11 protein-coding genes and 2 tRNA genes are annotated in these 15475 nt (G+C 60.5%); 3 read left to right on the top strand and 10 right to left on the bottom strand.

From position 1 onward, the window contains the following. The 7 genes from ACLBXN_RS04390 to ACLBXN_RS04360 form a co-directional block, all read right to left on the bottom strand. Positions 1-2427: an AI-2E family transporter gene (locus tag ACLBXN_RS04390; protein ID WP_447611604.1), complete on the bottom strand. Its 2427-nt coding sequence runs from the start codon at positions 2425-2427 to the stop codon at positions 1-3. Between the two features lie 298 nt (positions 2428-2725). Next, positions 2726-3745 (bottom strand): patatin-like phospholipase family protein, encoded by a 1020-nt coding sequence (locus ACLBXN_RS04385; protein ID WP_447611603.1) that lies wholly within the window; start codon positions 3743-3745, stop codon positions 2726-2728. A 133-nt stretch (positions 3746-3878) separates the two neighbouring features. Further along, entirely contained in the window at positions 3879-4592 is a 714-nt protein-coding gene (locus ACLBXN_RS04380) for a sensor histidine kinase (protein ID WP_447611284.1), read from the bottom strand. A gap of 159 nt (positions 4593-4751) precedes the next feature. Beyond that, a complete protein-coding gene (locus ACLBXN_RS04375; protein ID WP_211455715.1) occupies positions 4752-5513 on the bottom strand; it encodes a response regulator in 762 nt (253 codons plus the stop codon). A 210-nt stretch (positions 5514-5723) separates the two neighbouring features. Further along, complete coding sequence (locus tag ACLBXN_RS04370; protein ID WP_447611283.1) at positions 5724-6563, bottom strand: HDOD domain-containing protein; 840 nt, start codon at positions 6561-6563, stop codon at positions 5724-5726. Positions 6564-6628: 65 nt separating this feature from the next. Next, the gene (locus ACLBXN_RS04365) at positions 6629-7876 is read right to left on the bottom strand and encodes an alpha/beta hydrolase family protein (protein ID WP_447611282.1); all 1248 of its coding nucleotides are present in this window, start codon (positions 7874-7876) and stop codon (positions 6629-6631) included. A gap of 61 nt (positions 7877-7937) precedes the next feature. Beyond that, complete coding sequence (locus tag ACLBXN_RS04360; protein WP_447611281.1) at positions 7938-10319, bottom strand: Tex family protein; 2382 nt, start codon at positions 10317-10319, stop codon at positions 7938-7940. 164 nt (positions 10320-10483) lie between these two features. On the opposite strand from ACLBXN_RS04360, the gene ACLBXN_RS04355 reads away from it, so the two are divergent. After that, entirely contained in the window at positions 10484-11602 is a 1119-nt protein-coding gene (locus ACLBXN_RS04355) for a DUF72 domain-containing protein (protein ID WP_447611280.1), read from the top strand. A gap of 107 nt (positions 11603-11709) precedes the next feature. Here the strand turns inward: ACLBXN_RS04355 and ACLBXN_RS04350 are convergent, their stop codons facing one another. Beyond that, positions 11710-12813, bottom strand: coding sequence for an enoyl-CoA hydratase/isomerase family protein (locus ACLBXN_RS04350; protein WP_447611279.1), 1104 nt, complete (start codon positions 12811-12813; stop codon positions 11710-11712). Positions 12814-13030: 217 nt separating this feature from the next. Here ACLBXN_RS04350 and ACLBXN_RS04345 point away from each other — a divergent pair, with 217 nt between their 5' ends. Next, entirely contained in the window at positions 13031-13471 is a 441-nt protein-coding gene (locus ACLBXN_RS04345; protein ID WP_407715654.1) for a YbaN family protein, read from the top strand. 102 nt (positions 13472-13573) lie between these two features. On the opposite strand, the gene ACLBXN_RS04340 is transcribed toward ACLBXN_RS04345, so the two are convergent. Together ACLBXN_RS04340 and ACLBXN_RS04335 are read right to left on the bottom strand one after the other, a co-directional pair. After that, positions 13574-13650, bottom strand: a tRNA-Pro gene (locus tag ACLBXN_RS04340). Positions 13651-13832: 182 nt separating this feature from the next. Continuing rightward, positions 13833-13909, bottom strand: a tRNA-Pro gene (locus ACLBXN_RS04335). Positions 13910-14428: 519 nt separating this feature from the next. On the opposite strand from ACLBXN_RS04335, the gene ACLBXN_RS04330 reads away from it, so the two are divergent. After that, the gene (locus tag ACLBXN_RS04330) at positions 14429-15466 is read left to right on the top strand and encodes a porin (protein ID WP_447611278.1); all 1038 of its coding nucleotides are present in this window, start codon (positions 14429-14431) and stop codon (positions 15464-15466) included. The last annotated feature ends 9 nt before the right edge of the window (positions 15467-15475 follow it).

The raw sequence follows: 15475 nt of genomic DNA, 5'->3' as shown, positions 1-15475 counted from the left end.
TCAGGCGTCAACAACAGGACCTTGCCTGAGCGCTTCACGCACATCATCCATCAGTTGCCGCGCCATGCCGCCGAGCACCTCCAGCTCATCATCGGACAGATTGCGCGGCTCGTCATCCAGGATGGACAGACAGCCCAGCACATTGCCTCTTTTGTCCGTCAATGGCACGCCCGCGTAAAAGCGCAGCTTGAGACTGTGCACCATCGAGTCGTTGGCAAATCGGGGGTCTCGTGCCAAGTCTCCGACCACAATGGCCTCTTCTTCATACACCACATACGAGCACACCGAGCTATCACGAGGGAAGCCTTGCTGAGAGCCCTCTTGAGCCGAAAGCGGCAGCAGGCTGCCCGGTGCAAAGACACGCTCAGCATCCACCCAGGAAACTTGAGCCCATTTGGTGTTGAAAGCGTTGACGGCTTTCTTGGCCGTGTCGCGATATAGCGCGGTCAATGCAGGTGCCAGCACTCCGCTTTCATGCAACATTCTGACGCGCTGCTCATCGTCATCGGGAATCGGAGCTGCAATCACACTCTCTCCAGGATCACCAACCTGCATGGCCTCCACCCATAGGTGCAACTCACGCAGACTGGTCACGCAGGCCTGCGCTCCTGTCTGCCGGGCAAATTCGGGATCAGCCGCCACGGCTGGCGCATTCCACAGGCAAAGCACCACTCGCGCACCGGGCCAGTGGCGACGAATGCGCCGCACAATGCGTCTCGCCATGCTTTGTGGCTGGTGATTGAAAATCGACAGCACCAACAGATCCGATTGCTTCACGGCCCGAGCCCACTCGCGATCCGCCAACAAGCCATTGACGTCGAACTGCAGGGACTTGGAGTCCGGGGCAAGCGCCCATTCGGAGCAGCTGACTTCATGACCATGCAAGCTCTCTGCATGAGCCACCATGGCTGCGCCCAGGGCATCCACCTCCCAACGCACACCCGCGCAATGGATACGCAGGCATCGACGCTGATCATCTTCACCGGAAGCAGCCCGGGCATGCTCGCCACGGCTTCTGAATGCATATTGATCCTGCAGTTCCTCAAGCAGGGCTGCCATGCCATTGGACAGCCTCAAGCGATGCTCTGCCGTCGCTGACTCCAGATGTTGCTGGGTTGCAATACGCAAAGCAGGAATGGCAACCTCATCATAGAACCCCCTGACGGCACTGGCTCTGTCATCCTGGCCGGGTTTCGAGGGCAGGCGCTCCTCCACCGACTGCACGGCCATGCTGATAGCGTCATCAGCGTCATCAGCCAGCAGACGCTGGTACAGCCGTTGCTGCGGCCCGAGAACAGGCTCGCTGCCCAGCAATACCTCCATGAACTTGAGCGAAGGAATGTAGCGCCCCAGCACCAGCAGGCACACTGTCAAAGGTGTGGAGAGAATCAGGCCGATCGGCCCCCAGAGCGCCGTCCAGAAGGTCGCTGCCACAATGATGGACAAGGTCGACAGGCCGGTACTGGAGCCATACAGCCATGGCTCGATCACATTGTTGCTGATCAGCTCCAGCAGCAGAATCAACCCCAGAGTCAGCAAGAACATATTCCAGCCGGGGTCGACCGCAAAGGCCAGCGCCAGCGGAAACACCGCAGACATCATCGGGCCCACATAAGGCACAAATCGCATGATGGCGCCCAGTACCCCCCAGAGAATCGCCCCTGGCACGCCAATGAGCAACAAGCCCATGGCGAGTGGCACGCCATAGCTGACATTGACGATGAACTGCATGCGCAGATATTTGCCGATGCGCTGCGAGGCCTCATCCAGCGCATCGGTCGCCAGATTGAGGTTGCCCCCCACCAAGCGCAGCAAGCGGTCACGCAGATCGTCTCTATCCAGCAAGATCAATATGACAAACAGCAGCACGATACCGGCAGTCGTCACCGGCTCGGCAATACGTCCCAGCCACTGCAGCATCCGCGTGGTGGGTTTGGAATCGGGGGTCTGTACCTCCACCTTCTGCACCCGCGCCCTGGCGCTGTCCACGCTGGCGATCTCCTTCTCGACCGTGTTGTAGGTCTTGAAAACGCCATCCCAGGCACTGGGCATGTTGGCGCTCTTGCGCAGGCTGCGCAATTTGTCGCGGATTGTCGATTGATAGGTCGGCAGGTCGGCGCTGAGTTGCTGCACCTGACTTCCCAGATACATGCCCAACCCCCCGAGAGCAGCCAGGGCAAAAGCCACGACCACGATGGCCGAAGCCATTCGCGGCAACCCCCAGCGCTTGAGCCTGCTGACCGCAGGGTCGAGCAGAAAGCCGAACAGCATTGCCAGGGCCAGAGGAATCAACAGGTCCCGCCCGAAATACAGAGCAAGGATCACGATGGAAGCAATCATCAATCCGATAAGCAAGCGCAGGGCCGGCAGCATTTCGGCCAGATGCACCAGCCCCGGAGCCATGTTGGCCCTGGCACGTCTGTCCATGCCCTCCCGCAGACCGGGCGCAGGTTGCCTGCCCTCTGCAGCCGAACCCGCCTCTCGCGAGAGAGTCTCGACTTCGACCGGCGCCCCCGCATAGGGCTTGGTGGGCGCAACCGCACCAAAGTTGACCTCGGGGGAGGGAGACGACTCGTCGGACGGAGACTTCTCGTTTCGGTTCTCGGACATGGACATCGTTGGTGGACTACGGTCTGTGATTTTCGGAGTCAAAGTGTGCTCATCTGGAATTGCAGCTGGCTCTGCCTCCTTCTGCTGTCAGGCTTTGTCTCAATTTGCAAGAAAGCTAAAGCGCCTCGACCCGGCTCAGGTCAGGTGCATTCAGCCAATCGGCAAACTCATCGGCCAGTTGCTGACTGGCCGACGTCGCCGCGCTCCAGGCTTTGGCACGCGCATCATGGTCGGAGCCGTAACTCAGAAAGTCATGCCGGTCCGGCAACTTGCCATTGGGCAGGCAGGCCACCCATGCAGGGTCGGGTGCCAGCACCACCATCGAATCCAGGTAGGAGCTGGAGCCATGACGCCATTTCAGTCCCTTGTCCAGCCAGCCGGGAATCACCGCCTTCTGGAAATGAGGATAAAGCACCACCCCATCGCCGCTGCGAGAGGCCAGGTAATCCAGATGCATGTGATAGTCGGTAATGCCCCCATCCCAATATGCACCCTTGGGAGCCTCTGCAATATCCTGCACGGGATCCAGCACAAAAGGGATTGAGCAGCTGGCGCGCAAGGCCGGCATGAAATTGCTCTCCGTCAGCTGTGTCTGTGCAGAACGGATGTCCACAACACCGAAGGGAAGAGCATGCAGGACATCGCTAGCAGAGGTGGAAAAGACTACACGCTCCAGCAGGCAGCCCAAAGCAGGCCGGTGCAACGCATTGCTGGCAAACGCGGCCGCATAACCCAAAGGGGTCCGCCAGGGCGATGCGCGTGACAGCAGGCCACGGCCGCGGGCGGCAATCACATGCAGCCGGTAGCGCGGATTCGCCAGAACCTCGCTCACACGCCCGCCATAAAAATCCTGCAGCGACTGCGCAAACCGCTCGCTGACCAGTGAAGCAGGCGTGCGCTTGTGGCCTTCGGGAGGATCAAAGCGCTGGGCAATATAGTCGCGCTCCAGCCGCTCGAAAGCCGCTACCGGTGCGTCCAGACAGGCCGTTGCCATGCGCCAGGCACCGATAGAAGCTCCGACCAGATCCACCGGCTGCGCGCTGGCCTGCAACCATTGTCCAAAGACGAAGCGATCCAGAGGTCCGAGAATCAGCCCCTTGGGACCACCTGCCGCCGCAGGTATGACTCTGACCATATCCGGCTGCAGGCCCCGCTGCGCCATGGACTGCCGCGCCTTGATGCCGGCATAGATTCGCAATGCTCTTGTGGATGACCTCATGCGGACATTGTGCTTGCAAGCCCCATTGCTCGCCATCGGGTCCGCGACTTCACCAGTTGAGCGTGACCGAGGTACCGCCACCCGGCCGGGCCGAGATGCTCAGCTTTGCCCCCATGGCGAGTGCTCTGCGACGCATATTGATCAATCCCATGCCGGTGACAGCAGCGGTGTCCGGGCTTTGCCTGTCATCGGCCGGCCTGCTGGGGCCTGCATCCTCAATGCTCAATCGGGCATGCACATAGGCCGCCGGCGCATCAGGAGACTTTTCCCACTGCTCAACGGCCGCCAGCGTGACCCAGAGTTCACGCGCATCCGTGTGTTGCAACACATTGCTCACCGCCTCCTTCACCACGGCCATGATCTCCTCGGCCATGACACCGCACGGCAGGCTGGCGGTGCCGCCATAGACCTCCGGGACCCAGACATCCCAGTGCAGACTCATGCCCCGATGATCCAGCACGGGCTGAAGCCTGTGCCTGAAGCGTGCCAGCAGAAGGCCCAAGGGTTCATTGCGGCTATCCATGGAATCAACAATCAGCCGCAGATCGAGCAAGCATTGCTCAGCGGCACTGCGAATCGCCGGATCCATGCTGCGCTCGGTCAGGCTTATCAGCTGCACCAACTGGCTGCCGACATCATCATGCAAGGCTTGCGCTATGCGTCTGCGCTCCCGCTGCACCTCTTGCGATGGACGCACACTTTTACGTCTGCGCCACAGCGCGCTGCGATAGGCCTGGGGCAGCAACCAGACGACAACCGCCATACTGATCCCCATGCCAAGCACAGCAGTCCACCAAGGACCGGAATGAAACGCCCCTCCCACCGGCAAAAGCCAGGGCAGCCACAGCAGCAGCTGCACACTCCACAGAAGCAAATGCCAGGCGTAGAACATGGCGAACGCGTTTGCAGACAGCGCCGCGGCCTAGAACCAGCCGCGCAGATAGGCAAAGCGCACGGCCTGTGCTCGGCTGCGCACCTGGAGCTTGCGGTAGATATTCTTGATATGCGTGTTGACCGTCATGGTGCTGATCTCCAGGCTGGCACCGATCTCTGCGCTGGTATTGCCACTGGCAACCATGCGCAGAACCTCGCATTCACGGCTGGACAGCCTGTCGGACATGTCGGAGCCCGGAACGGCTCCGGAAGCCGGCCGCTTGTCGCACCGCTGCAGCAGGCGCCTGGCCAGACTGGGGGTGATGGAGGCTCCGCCGTTGACGACCTGCAGCACTGCCTGGGGGTAATTGCCAAACCAGGAGTTCTTGACCAGATAGCCGGTGGCCCCCAGTTCGAAGGCGTGCAGCACCTGCTCCTCAGTTTCCACCACCGAAACCACGATGACTTCGGCCTGCGGACGGTGGCTTTTCATCACCTCGATCAGCTCGAGGCCATTATCTGCCCCCAGCTTCAGATCCAGCAGCATCACGTCAAATTCATGCTGACGGATGGCTTTTCTTGCATCCTTGATGTTGTCCGCCTGGGCCACCACCATGGTGCGACGGTCGTTCATGATTTCCTGCGCGATCACCATGCGCAAGTGAGCATCGTCGTCCACCAGCAGCACCCTGACCGGCTTGTCGGGCTGCCCCACCATGTGATCAGGCCACATGGAAGGACTGCCCAGTTCCACGGCCATGGGTCGGAGCATCAAGGCTTCACCGGAGTTGTTTGCACTGTTCGGGTCCATTTTGCGCTCCTGACCAGAGTTGCTTGCAGGGAGCTCCAGAGGGTGCCTAAGACACCATATAGAGAAAAACTCCCCAATTCATCATTAGATAGTTTTTAGCAATTAAAACTGCAACTCAGCGTAAGAAAAACAGCAATTTGGGTAACCACGGATTTCTGACGAGACCTGCCCTGAACCCGTCAACTCCCTCTTCGCAGGCGGCATTGAGGCCTAGAACTGAACATCCAGTGAGCCTGCATGCCAGTCTATGGATGCCTGACGCAGCACCATATCGATATCCATGCCCAGAGCCAGCCCGGTTTCTGCAGGAAATGTCACTGCCAGCTGGCGCTCGCCCCAGTTGAGCGCGCGGGTCGATGCCCTCCAGATCGCCAGATGCAACACTCCCGTCAAAGGCTCGAAAACGGGCTGCTCCATAGGCGCATGCATGAACTGGAACGCGTCGCTGATGAGGTCCGGACAATTCCACTGCCGCGCCAGATGGGCCGTGATCTGTCCCGAGCAATAGCCCATCAGTTGCATTTCCACCTGCGCACGCCTGGGATGCATAGGCTCCAGCAACTCGGAAAGCCTGAGGAATGTGTCTGGATCAGCGGCCTGCAGCAGCAGCTCCCCCAAACCATGCAAAAGCCCCAATGCGTAGGCCTGCGAGGCATTGGCCTGAATCGACATGGCAAGTGCGCGTGCCATGCGTGCCGTGTCCAGGCTATAGCGCCAGAAGCCTGCCAGACTCCAGCCCGCCGAGACATGAGACGCGCTGACAGGGGTCGCCTTCTGCACCATCTGCCGCAACTGAGCCGGCGCCAGAAGCACCAGCGCTTCGGGAATGCTGTGCACACGCTGGCCCAGCAGGTGCGCCGGCCCGTTGGCAGCAGCCAGCAGGCGTGCCGTCAGGACCGGATCGGTGGAAAACAATTGCACCAGGCTGCGCATACCGGGCTCCGGCTTGCGCAGCTCACTCGACAGCAGCGCAACAGCGCGCGGCTGGCTGGGCAGCAATACATGCTGCTCAAGCAGAGTTGACAGGCTCAAGGGTTTAACGCGACTCATCTGGATAAAAAGCGACGACCGGGTTGTCGCCCCCCGAAGTGAACAAAAGAAGGCTCAAGGGAATATCAGAGCTGTTCATCTCTTTTCAGCTGCACGGGCAGGCCCATGACCAACTGACCAGCAAGCTTGCGAGTCAAGGGTTGTAACACGGAAAAGTGATCACCCCCCTGAACCGAGACGCAATGCAGCTGGTTCGACTTTCGTGCCGCGCACATATTGTCGAGGCTGTTGATATTGCCTGGGCTTTTGCTGCCCTCAATGATCCATGTCGGGCTCTTGATGGCATGCAGCCAGTGCATGGGGGAGCGCAAGCGCCTCTCATCCGGCGATATCAGCTCCCACTTCACAGGCCAGCCATAGCCGCTGATCTCGTCCACCGGACCAAAAGCAAACACCCCCTGCACCGGCAAACCTGCCGTTGCTGTCAGCAGCGCCAGCGTGGCTCCGGTGCTGTGCCCGCCCAGATAGATGCGGGCCGGATCGACATAAGGCAGTTGCGCGGCCTGCAGGATGGCTGCGGCCACATCCTGCACTTCCCCCCAGAAATACTCACGCTGGCCAGGATTGTCATTGCCGCCGCGCAGGGTGGGAAACAGCATCGCCATGCCGGCCTTGCGAAACGCGCTGGCACTTTGATCATTGGCAGCAGGGCCTTCACTCCAGAAATCGTCCAGGCTATTGGTATCTCCCCCCGTCAACCAGACCATCAAAGGCTGCTTCCTGCCATCACCGGGATCCGGCGTGACAAAGGCCTTGAGCTTCAGGTCGCCGCTCTGATAGCTCATGGGAACAAACAACCGCGACGGCGGCTCGGGCATAGTCCTGACGGGCATATGCGCTGCCGGCAACAGGGCGGTTGCGATCCGGGTTACCTTACCGGCGCGCGCCTGCATCAGATTCTGCAGAGTGATTTCACCCGATGCGATCTGTTGCTCAACGACCTGCTCGATCCGCGCCTGCTCCCCGAGCTGGCTCTCGTGCTGCTTGCGAGCGGCAGCGTGACGCACTTTGGCCATCTCATGCTCGGCCATCGCAGCACGCGTGATGCAGCGCCGCTGCTGATCTATGTCGATGCCCTCTTCCTGGGCCTTGTCGACCTGTGCAAGATTGAGCTTGACGGTATGGCACAAGCTATCACCCTCTGGTGCCAGGGCTGGCGGCCAAACCACGGGCGCCGGCACCTGGGCCTGAGCCTTCTGCTTGACCCTGTCCAGCGATATCCAGCCGCGTGATGTCATCTTGGCGCCGATAAAGACCACCAGCAACGCCACGCCTATGGCCGGCAATATCACCCGCCCCCTCGCTTTGCGCATTGTTCTGCTCCCACCAAAAAGGCCGCCTGTAATCTGGATTGGATGGCGGCCTGGTGGGAGATTATTTCTTCAGTCCCTGCAACTTCGCAAAAGCTGATGCCATTGCATTTTGCTGTGTGGGCTGGTTACCACGCTGGGGTTGCGCATAGCCACCGCGATTGCTGCCGCCATAGCTGTTGCCGCGGCCTGCACCTTCAAAGCGATTGTCCCGCGGACCATCGCGACGTGCCGGAGCCGCGTCGAGCTTCATGGTCAGGCTGATGCGCTTGCGATCCACGTCGACTTCCAGCACCTTGACCTTGACGATCTGCCCGGTCTTGACAACTTCGCGCGCATCCTCGATGAACTTGTGGCTCATCTGGCTCACGTGCACCAGACCGTCCTGATGCACACCCAGATCCACGAATGCGCCGAACTGGGCCACGTTGCTGACGGTACCCTCCAGCGTCATGCCCTCCTTCAGGTCCTTGATGTCCTCCACGCCATCATTGAAGCGGGCGACCACAAAGTCAGGACGCGGATCACGGCCGGGCTTCTCCAACTCGCCCAGAATATCCTTGATGGTCACAGCACCGAAGTTGTCATTGGCAAACTGCTCCGGCTTCAAGGACTTGAGCACTTCGCCACGACCCATGATCTGATCCACAGGCTTACCCGTGGCCAGGATGATCTGCTCGACCACCGGATAGGTTTCGGGGTGAACGCCGGTGACATCCAGCGGATTGTCGCCACCGCGAATGCGCAAAAAGCCTGCGGCCTGCTCGAAAGTCTTGGCTCCCAGACCGGCTACTTCCATCAGTTGCTTGCGGTTCTTGAACGAACCATTGGCATCGCGCCAGCGCACCACCGACTTGGCGACCGAGCCCGACAGGCCGGAAACGCGCGTCAGCAACGGGGCAGAAGCGGTGTTCAAGTCCACACCCACGGAGTTCACGCAATCCTCGACCACGGCATCCAGCTGGCGGGCCAGCTCGCTCTGGTTCACATCGTGCTGGTACTGGCCCACGCCAATGCTCTTGGGGTCGATCTTGACCAGCTCGGCCAGCGGATCCTGCAGACGACGGGCAATCGATGCCGCACCGCGCAGGCTCACGTCGATATCGGGCATTTCCTGCGCCGCAAACTCGCTGGCAGAATAGACCGAGGCACCGGCCTCGCTGACCACCACCTTCTCGATCTTCTTGTCGGCCTTTGACGCGATCTTGATCAGGTCTGCCGCCAGCTTGTCGGTTTCGCGGCTGGCTGTGCCGTTGCCGATGGCAATCAGATTGATATCGTGCTTTTCCACCAGACGGGCGAGCACGGCCAGCGAGCCATCCCAGTCGCGGCGCGGCTCATGCGGGTAGATGGTGGTCGTATCCACCAGCTTGCCGGTGCTGTCCACCACGGCCACCTTGACGCCGGTGCGAATGCCGGGGTCCAGGCCGATCACGGCACGCTGGCCGGCAGGTGCCGCCAGCAGCAGGTCACGCAGATTGTCACCAAACACCTTGATCGCCACCTTCTCGGCGTCTTCGCGCAGGCGGCTGAACAGGTCGCGCTCGGTGGACAGGCTCAGCTTCACGCGCCATGTCCAGGCCACGCATTTGCGCAGCAGGTCGTCGGATGCGCGCTTGGCGTGGCTCCAGCCCAGGTGCAGCGCGATCTTGCCCTCGGCGAGGCTGGGTTGGCCCGGTTCAGGCTCGACAGGTTGCACCAGCTTGGCTTCGAGAACCTCCAGTGCACGGCCACGGAACACGGCCAGGGCACGATGCGAGGGCACGCGGCCAATAGGCTCGTCATATTCGAAGTAATCGCGAAACTTGGCGACCTCGGGGTCGTTTTCGTTCTTGCTCTCGACCTTCTTGGACTTGAGCAGGCCTTCATCCCACAGCCATTCGCGCAGCTTCTGCACCAGCGCCGGGTCCTCGGCCCAGCGCTCGGACAGGATGTCGCGTACGCCGTCCAGCACGGCAAAGGTGGTGCTGAAGTCGGGACCGGGCTTGCCGTCGTCCAGCGTCGTCGCGGGCTTGCAGAAAGCCTCGGCTTCCTTGTGCGGGTCCAGCGTGGGGTCGGCAAACAGCTTGTCAGCCAGCGGCTCGATGCCGAATTCCTTGGCAATCTGGCCCTTGGTGCGGCGCTTTTGCTTGAAGGGCAGATAAATGTCCTCCAGTTCCTGCTTGGTCGGTGCACTGGCAATCGCCAGACGCAGCGCATCGGTCAGCTTGCCTTGTTCGTCAATGGCCTTGAGCACCGTCTCGCGGCGGTCGTCCAGCTCGCGCAGATAGGTCAGGCGCTCGTCCAGCGTTCGCAGCTGCGTATCGTCCAAACCGCCCGTGGCCTCCTTGCGGTAGCGGGCCACAAACGGAACCGTGGCGCCACCATCGAGCAACTCCACTGCCGCGCTCACCTGCTGCGGCTTGACATTCAGTTCTTGAGCAATCTGACCAATGATTTTTTGCATTCGATATTCGCCCCACGGCGTTCAACACAGGAAGCCGATGAGTTTGCCATAGGCATGCCGCCAGACTGCGCTTGATATCCGGCAGAAGTGCAAGCAAACCTTAAAACTATGCTTTCCATTGATGAGAAAGCGCGGAAGGCCAATTTCATTAGAATTATTGCGACATGACCGATACCTTCCAGGACGATTTTTTTGCCGATGAGCAGCCTCCCCCCAGAGACGGCACCGGCAAAGCACTGCCTGAAGAAGCGCCGCAGGCCGATGGCCCAGGTGAATGCAAACCCAGACGCGGCGCGATTGCCCTGGCCCCGTCAGCGGCGCAGTACCAGGAGCTGGCCGCACAACTGCCCCCCCTGCTGCGCCTGGGCGTCTCGACCTGGTCCTATCCGGGCTGGGAGGGCTTGGTCTGGGACGGAGCCTATGACAGCAGCGTGCTGGCCAAAAAAGGCCTCACAGCGTATCACCAGCACCCGTTGCTGCGCACCGTCTGCGTCGACCGCACCTTCTGGAGGCCGCTGACGGCCAGCCAATATGCCGCCTTTGCTGCTCAGGTCGATGCCGACTTCCGCTTTGTCGTCAAATGCCCGGCCGGCATTACCGATGCCCAGGTACGCAGCGAGGAAGGCAAGCCGCGCGAAGCCAACCCCGCGTTTCTGGACCCTCATCTGGCCATAGAGCATTTTGTGGAGCCCACTCTCGAAGGACTGGGCAGCAAACTGGGCGTGCTGGTCTTTCAGCTCAGCCCCCTGCCCTGGAGTCTGCTCAGCCGCCCCGGCCTGTTGATGGACAAGCTGGGCCTTCTGCTGTGCGCCGTGAAACAGGTGCTGCACGCACATCCGCAGGTCGTCGTTGCCGTCGAGGTCAGAGACCCTGAACTGCTGACCTCGGCACTGACCCAGACACTCAAGCTCCATGGCGCAACCTACTGCCTGGGGCTGCACGGCAAGATGCCTCCCATCGAAGAGCAGTTGCCCACGTTGCGTGCCTTGTGGCCCGGGCCGCTGGTGTGCCGCTGGAATCTGAACCGCCTCTTTGGCGCCTATGGCTATGCCGATGCCCAGAAGAAGCACCAGCCGTTCAATGAAATCCTCAGCGAAGACCTGCATACCAGGGAGCGGCTGGCCCGCACGATTGCCGGCATCACCGGTGCCGGTCAACCCGCTTTTGTGACCATCAGCAACGATGCCGAAGGATGTGCCCCCCGCTCGATAGCGCTGCTGGCGCAGGCGCTTGCGAGTCTTGCAGACCCTGGCCCTGATAGGCATCCGCGCTCGCCATCCTGAATTGATACTAAAAATGCCGTCAAACGCTTACCAGTAAAGCGCTGATAGCTATCAAAAAAGCCCGACAGCATCGAACCTGTCGGGCTTTGTTTTGATAGGAAGCAGGATCAGCCTTGCAGCGCCGCCAGCGGGTGCGAATGTGCAGGCCAAGGGCTGTCAAAGAACGCCTGCCACTCGGCATCGCTCACCTCTTCGATACTGGCAGGATTCCAGCGTGGGCTGTGGTCCTTGTCCACCGCCAATGCGCGGATGCCCTCCACGGTTTCGCTCCGACCGGGGCGCAGATAAAAGCAGTGGCGCACCATATCGCGCTCCATGCGCAGATCTTCGGCCAGGCTCATCTGGCGCGCACGGCGGATTTGCTCCAGCACCACATGCAGCATCAGCGGCGAGCGCTTGCGCAGCGTGGCAGCTTCGGCCTGGGCCCAGTCGCTGCCGGCCTGCAAGGCCTGCACCACAGCAGCTACCGTGGGCTGAGAAAAGCAGGTATCGATTTCAGCACGATGCCTGGCTGTCTTGGGCTCGGCGCTCACAAAGCGGGAGCGCACCACGGCGTTGAGCGCCTCCACATTGGCAAAGTCCGTGGTTGCCAGGGTCTCCCACAGCTCTGCCTGCTGTTCGGCGGGAATGCAGCCATCGGCCAGACCAAAAGCCAGGGCATCGCCCGCACCGATGGTGTCGCCGCTCAAGGCCAGCCATTCGCCTACGGCACCAGGGCAGCGCGAGAGAAAATAGCCGCCTCCCACATCGGGGAAGAGGCCAATGGCCGTCTCGGGCATGGCCATCTTGGTGCGCTCGGTCACGATGCGCAGCGAGCCGCCCTGGCTGATGCCCATGCCGCCGCCCATGACAATACCGTCCATGAAGGCGATATAGGGCTTGCCGAAGCTGTGAATCAGATGATTGAGCGCATATTCCTCCGTGAAGAAATCTTCGAGCTGAGGATTGCCGCTGCTGCCCGCGGCATGCAGAAAGCGGATGTCGCCACCGGCGCAAAACGCCCCGAACACCCCTTCCTTGTTGCTGCCACGAATGGCCACGCCCAGAATCGAGTCGTCTTTTTGCCAGGCCAGCAAAGTGCCCAGCAGATCGCGCACCATGCCCAGGGACAGCGCGTTGAGCGCCTTGGGACGGTTGAGCGTAATCATGCCCAGCTTGCCACGGACTTCGGCAATCACATCGGACATATCGGCGCTCGGGGTGGGGGTCATTGTCTTGCTCCTTGAATCAATTCCATGCTGGTCGCCAGTCGGTCGCCAGGCCATGCGCACCGATTATGCGGTTGCACTCCGCGCATGCCGGGACAAGGACGTGACAAATACCGCCAGCCTCTGCAGCCACAAAGCCCGAACGGGCTGCAATGCTGACTAATATGGGAGCCGTGCCTGGCTGAAGCCCCACCAGCTTCTGCAGCCCACCTTCTGCCTCATGAACGATCTGCCACCACCGCCCGAAACCCCTCGCGAAGAACCGCACCCGGAGCCCAAGCAGCTTTCCGCGCCGCTGCGCTATCTGCTCATTGCCTTTGCGCTGGTATGCGTGATTTTGGGACTGATAGGCGCCGTGGTCCCCGGCATGCCCACCACCGTATTCATACTGATGGCCGCCTGGGCGGCAGTGCGCAGCTCACCCAGATTGCACCGTTGGCTCTATGCACACCGTGTTTTCGGCCCGTTGCTGCACAACTGGGACACCGGCGGCAAGGTCAGCCGCCGCGCCAAATGGACGGCAACCGTCAGCATGGGCGCCAGCAGCCTGCTGATTCTGTATTTCTCGTACAAGCCATGGCTCACTGCCATGACGCTGAGCATCATGGCCTGCGTGCTGCTCTGGCTCTGGCTCAGGCCCGAGCCGCAGATTGAAGGATGAGCCCCCCAAAGTCGCAATACATGCGCATGCTCGATGCTTTCCTCGAACAGGAGAGCTGAAATAGAAAAAGGCCCGTGATTTACATCACAGGCCTTTTCAATTTGGTCGGAATGGCGGGATTCGAACTCGCGACCCCTTGCACCCCATGCAAGTGCGCTACCAGGCTGCGCTACATTCCGTGTCGATGACGCTATTGTAACCGACTTTTCCCCTTCTTCCGGGAAGACCGCTGCTGAAGCAATTGCTCAAGCATGAATCATGACGGACGCTTGGCGCTGCAGGTTTCATAGCATCTCGCCTCTGCAGCTTTGGCACCCGCATTGAAAAAGGCCTGTGATTTACATCACAGGCCTTTTCAAATTGGTCGGAATGGCGGGATTCGAACTCGCGACCCCTTGCACCCCATGCAAGTGCGCTACCAGGCTGCGCTACATTCCGTGTCGATGGGATGAATTATAGGGAGGAAAAACAGCCTCCCCTGGGAAAACGCGCACTTTTTTCAAAAAAGTCTCAAATACACGCAGCAAGCATCCCGCCAGCGCTCTTGGTTGGAAAGCAGGCCCATGTGCCCGCTCGCTCTGGATCGCGCCATGAATACGCCAGCAACACTAGGCAGGTATACGCTGTTGATACAGCCCGGCTTACAGCGATGAAACGGTGAGCATCCAGGCTTCGGTCAGACCCGGTCTACCAGGAATGACTGTTATTCCTGCGACACCAAACCATCAGCGCTCACTCACCCGCAACTGGCGTCGCTTGGCCGCTCCGCATAGCAATATCGATAGCACCAAGACGGTGCACACAAGTGGTTTCCCTGGGTCCTTGAGGTAAAAAAACCACTGTCATATCGCTGAAAAGATGATTTCATCGGCTTCCGCGGAACTGCAGAGCAAGCTGTATACAAACCCCCGCTATATTTCAAAACGTAAATCCAATATCTAACTCGAGAGGACACTCATGAAGACCGCTTTTATCGCCATGGCTGCTGCCCTGGCCTGCTCCGGCGCCGCTTATGCCCAGAGCAATGTGCAACTGACCGGTCTGGCCGATATGTATGCCGGCTCCGTCAAGATGGCTGGCCAGGACCGCAAGGGCGTTGTCGGCTCCGGCGGCATGACCACTTCCTGGTGGGGCCTGAAAGGCACTGAAGACCTGGGCGGCGGCCTGAAGGTCGATTTCAACATCACCGCCTTCATGCGCATGGACACGGGTGAAACAGGCCGCTTCCCCGGCGACACCTTTTTCTCGCGCGATGCCAACATCGGCCTGAACGGCAATTTCGGCCGCATCGGCCTGGGCCGCGACAAGGCGCCCAACTTCCTGCCCACCATTCTGACCAACCCCTTTGGCGATTCCTTCACCATCTCGCCTCTGGTGCTGCACGCGAACACGCCCACCGCAGCCTGGGGCGGCAACCGCCTGACAACGCCCGCCGACACCGGCTGGAGCAATATGCTGGTCTACACGACACCTAGCTTCGGCGGTCTGACTGCCAATGTCTACTACCAGTTCGGCGAGCAAACGACTCCTGGCAACAAGAGCAAGAAGAACGTCGGCGTGAACGCCCTGTACTTCAACGGTCCTCTGAGCCTGACGGCCTTCTACGAGCGTGACCAGATCACCAACCCCGGCAACGGCACGGTCATGCCCACCAAGAGCGACTGGATGGTCGGTGGCAGCTACAACTTCAATGTCGTGAAGCTCTACGCCACCTACGGCCAGGCCAAGGTCAAGGATCTGGATAGCAAGAGCAGCACCTACTCGCTGGGTCTGGATATTCCGGTCTCCGGCACCCCCGGCACCGTCAAGGCAGCCGTGGCCCGCACCAAGTACGAAGCGGCCACCGACGCCACCCGCACCACAGCGACCCTGGGCTACGACCACTTCCTGTCCAAGCGCACCGATGTCTACACCGCTCTGATGTATGACCGCGTGACCGATGCCAACCCCAAGACCGGCACCAGCCTGATCGCCGGTATCCGTCACCGCTTCTAAGCACTGGAT

The sequence above is a fragment of the Comamonas sp. C24C genome (genome assembly GCF_053345995.1).
This window is presented reverse-complemented; position numbering and strand designations above follow the sequence as displayed.

What these genes read in the sequence shown, in the direction of transcription:
- ACLBXN_RS04350 (WP_447611279.1), bottom strand. Translation starts at nt 12,813, where the DNA reads ATGACCCCCACCCCGAGCGCCGATATGTCCGATGTGATTGCCGAAGTC.
- ACLBXN_RS04380 (WP_447611284.1), bottom strand. Translation starts at nt 4,592, where the DNA reads ATGGCGGTTGTCGTCTGGTTGCTGCCCCAGGCCTATCGCAGCGCGCTG.
- ACLBXN_RS04360 (WP_447611281.1), bottom strand. Translation starts at nt 10,319, where the DNA reads ATGCAAAAAATCATTGGTCAGATTGCTCAAGAACTGAATGTCAAGCCG.
- ACLBXN_RS04370 (WP_447611283.1), bottom strand. Translation starts at nt 6,563, where the DNA reads ATGAGTCGCGTTAAACCCTTGAGCCTGTCAACTCTGCTTGAGCAGCAT.
- ACLBXN_RS04390 (WP_447611604.1), bottom strand. Translation starts at nt 2,427, where the DNA reads ATGGACAGACGTGCCAGGGCCAACATGGCTCCGGGGCTGGTGCATCTG.
- ACLBXN_RS04355 (WP_447611280.1), top strand. Translation starts at nt 10,484, where the DNA reads ATGACCGATACCTTCCAGGACGATTTTTTTGCCGATGAGCAGCCTCCC.
- ACLBXN_RS04375 (WP_211455715.1), bottom strand. Translation starts at nt 5,513, where the DNA reads ATGGACCCGAACAGTGCAAACAACTCCGGTGAAGCCTTGATGCTCCGA.
- ACLBXN_RS04345 (WP_407715654.1), top strand. Translation starts at nt 13,031, where the DNA reads ATGAACGATCTGCCACCACCGCCCGAAACCCCTCGCGAAGAACCGCAC.
- ACLBXN_RS04330 (WP_447611278.1), top strand. Translation starts at nt 14,429, where the DNA reads ATGAAGACCGCTTTTATCGCCATGGCTGCTGCCCTGGCCTGCTCCGGC.
- ACLBXN_RS04385 (WP_447611603.1), bottom strand. Translation starts at nt 3,745, where the DNA reads ATGGTCAGAGTCATACCTGCGGCGGCAGGTGGTCCCAAGGGGCTGATT.
- ACLBXN_RS04365 (WP_447611282.1), bottom strand. Translation starts at nt 7,876, where the DNA reads ATGCGCAAAGCGAGGGGGCGGGTGATATTGCCGGCCATAGGCGTGGCG.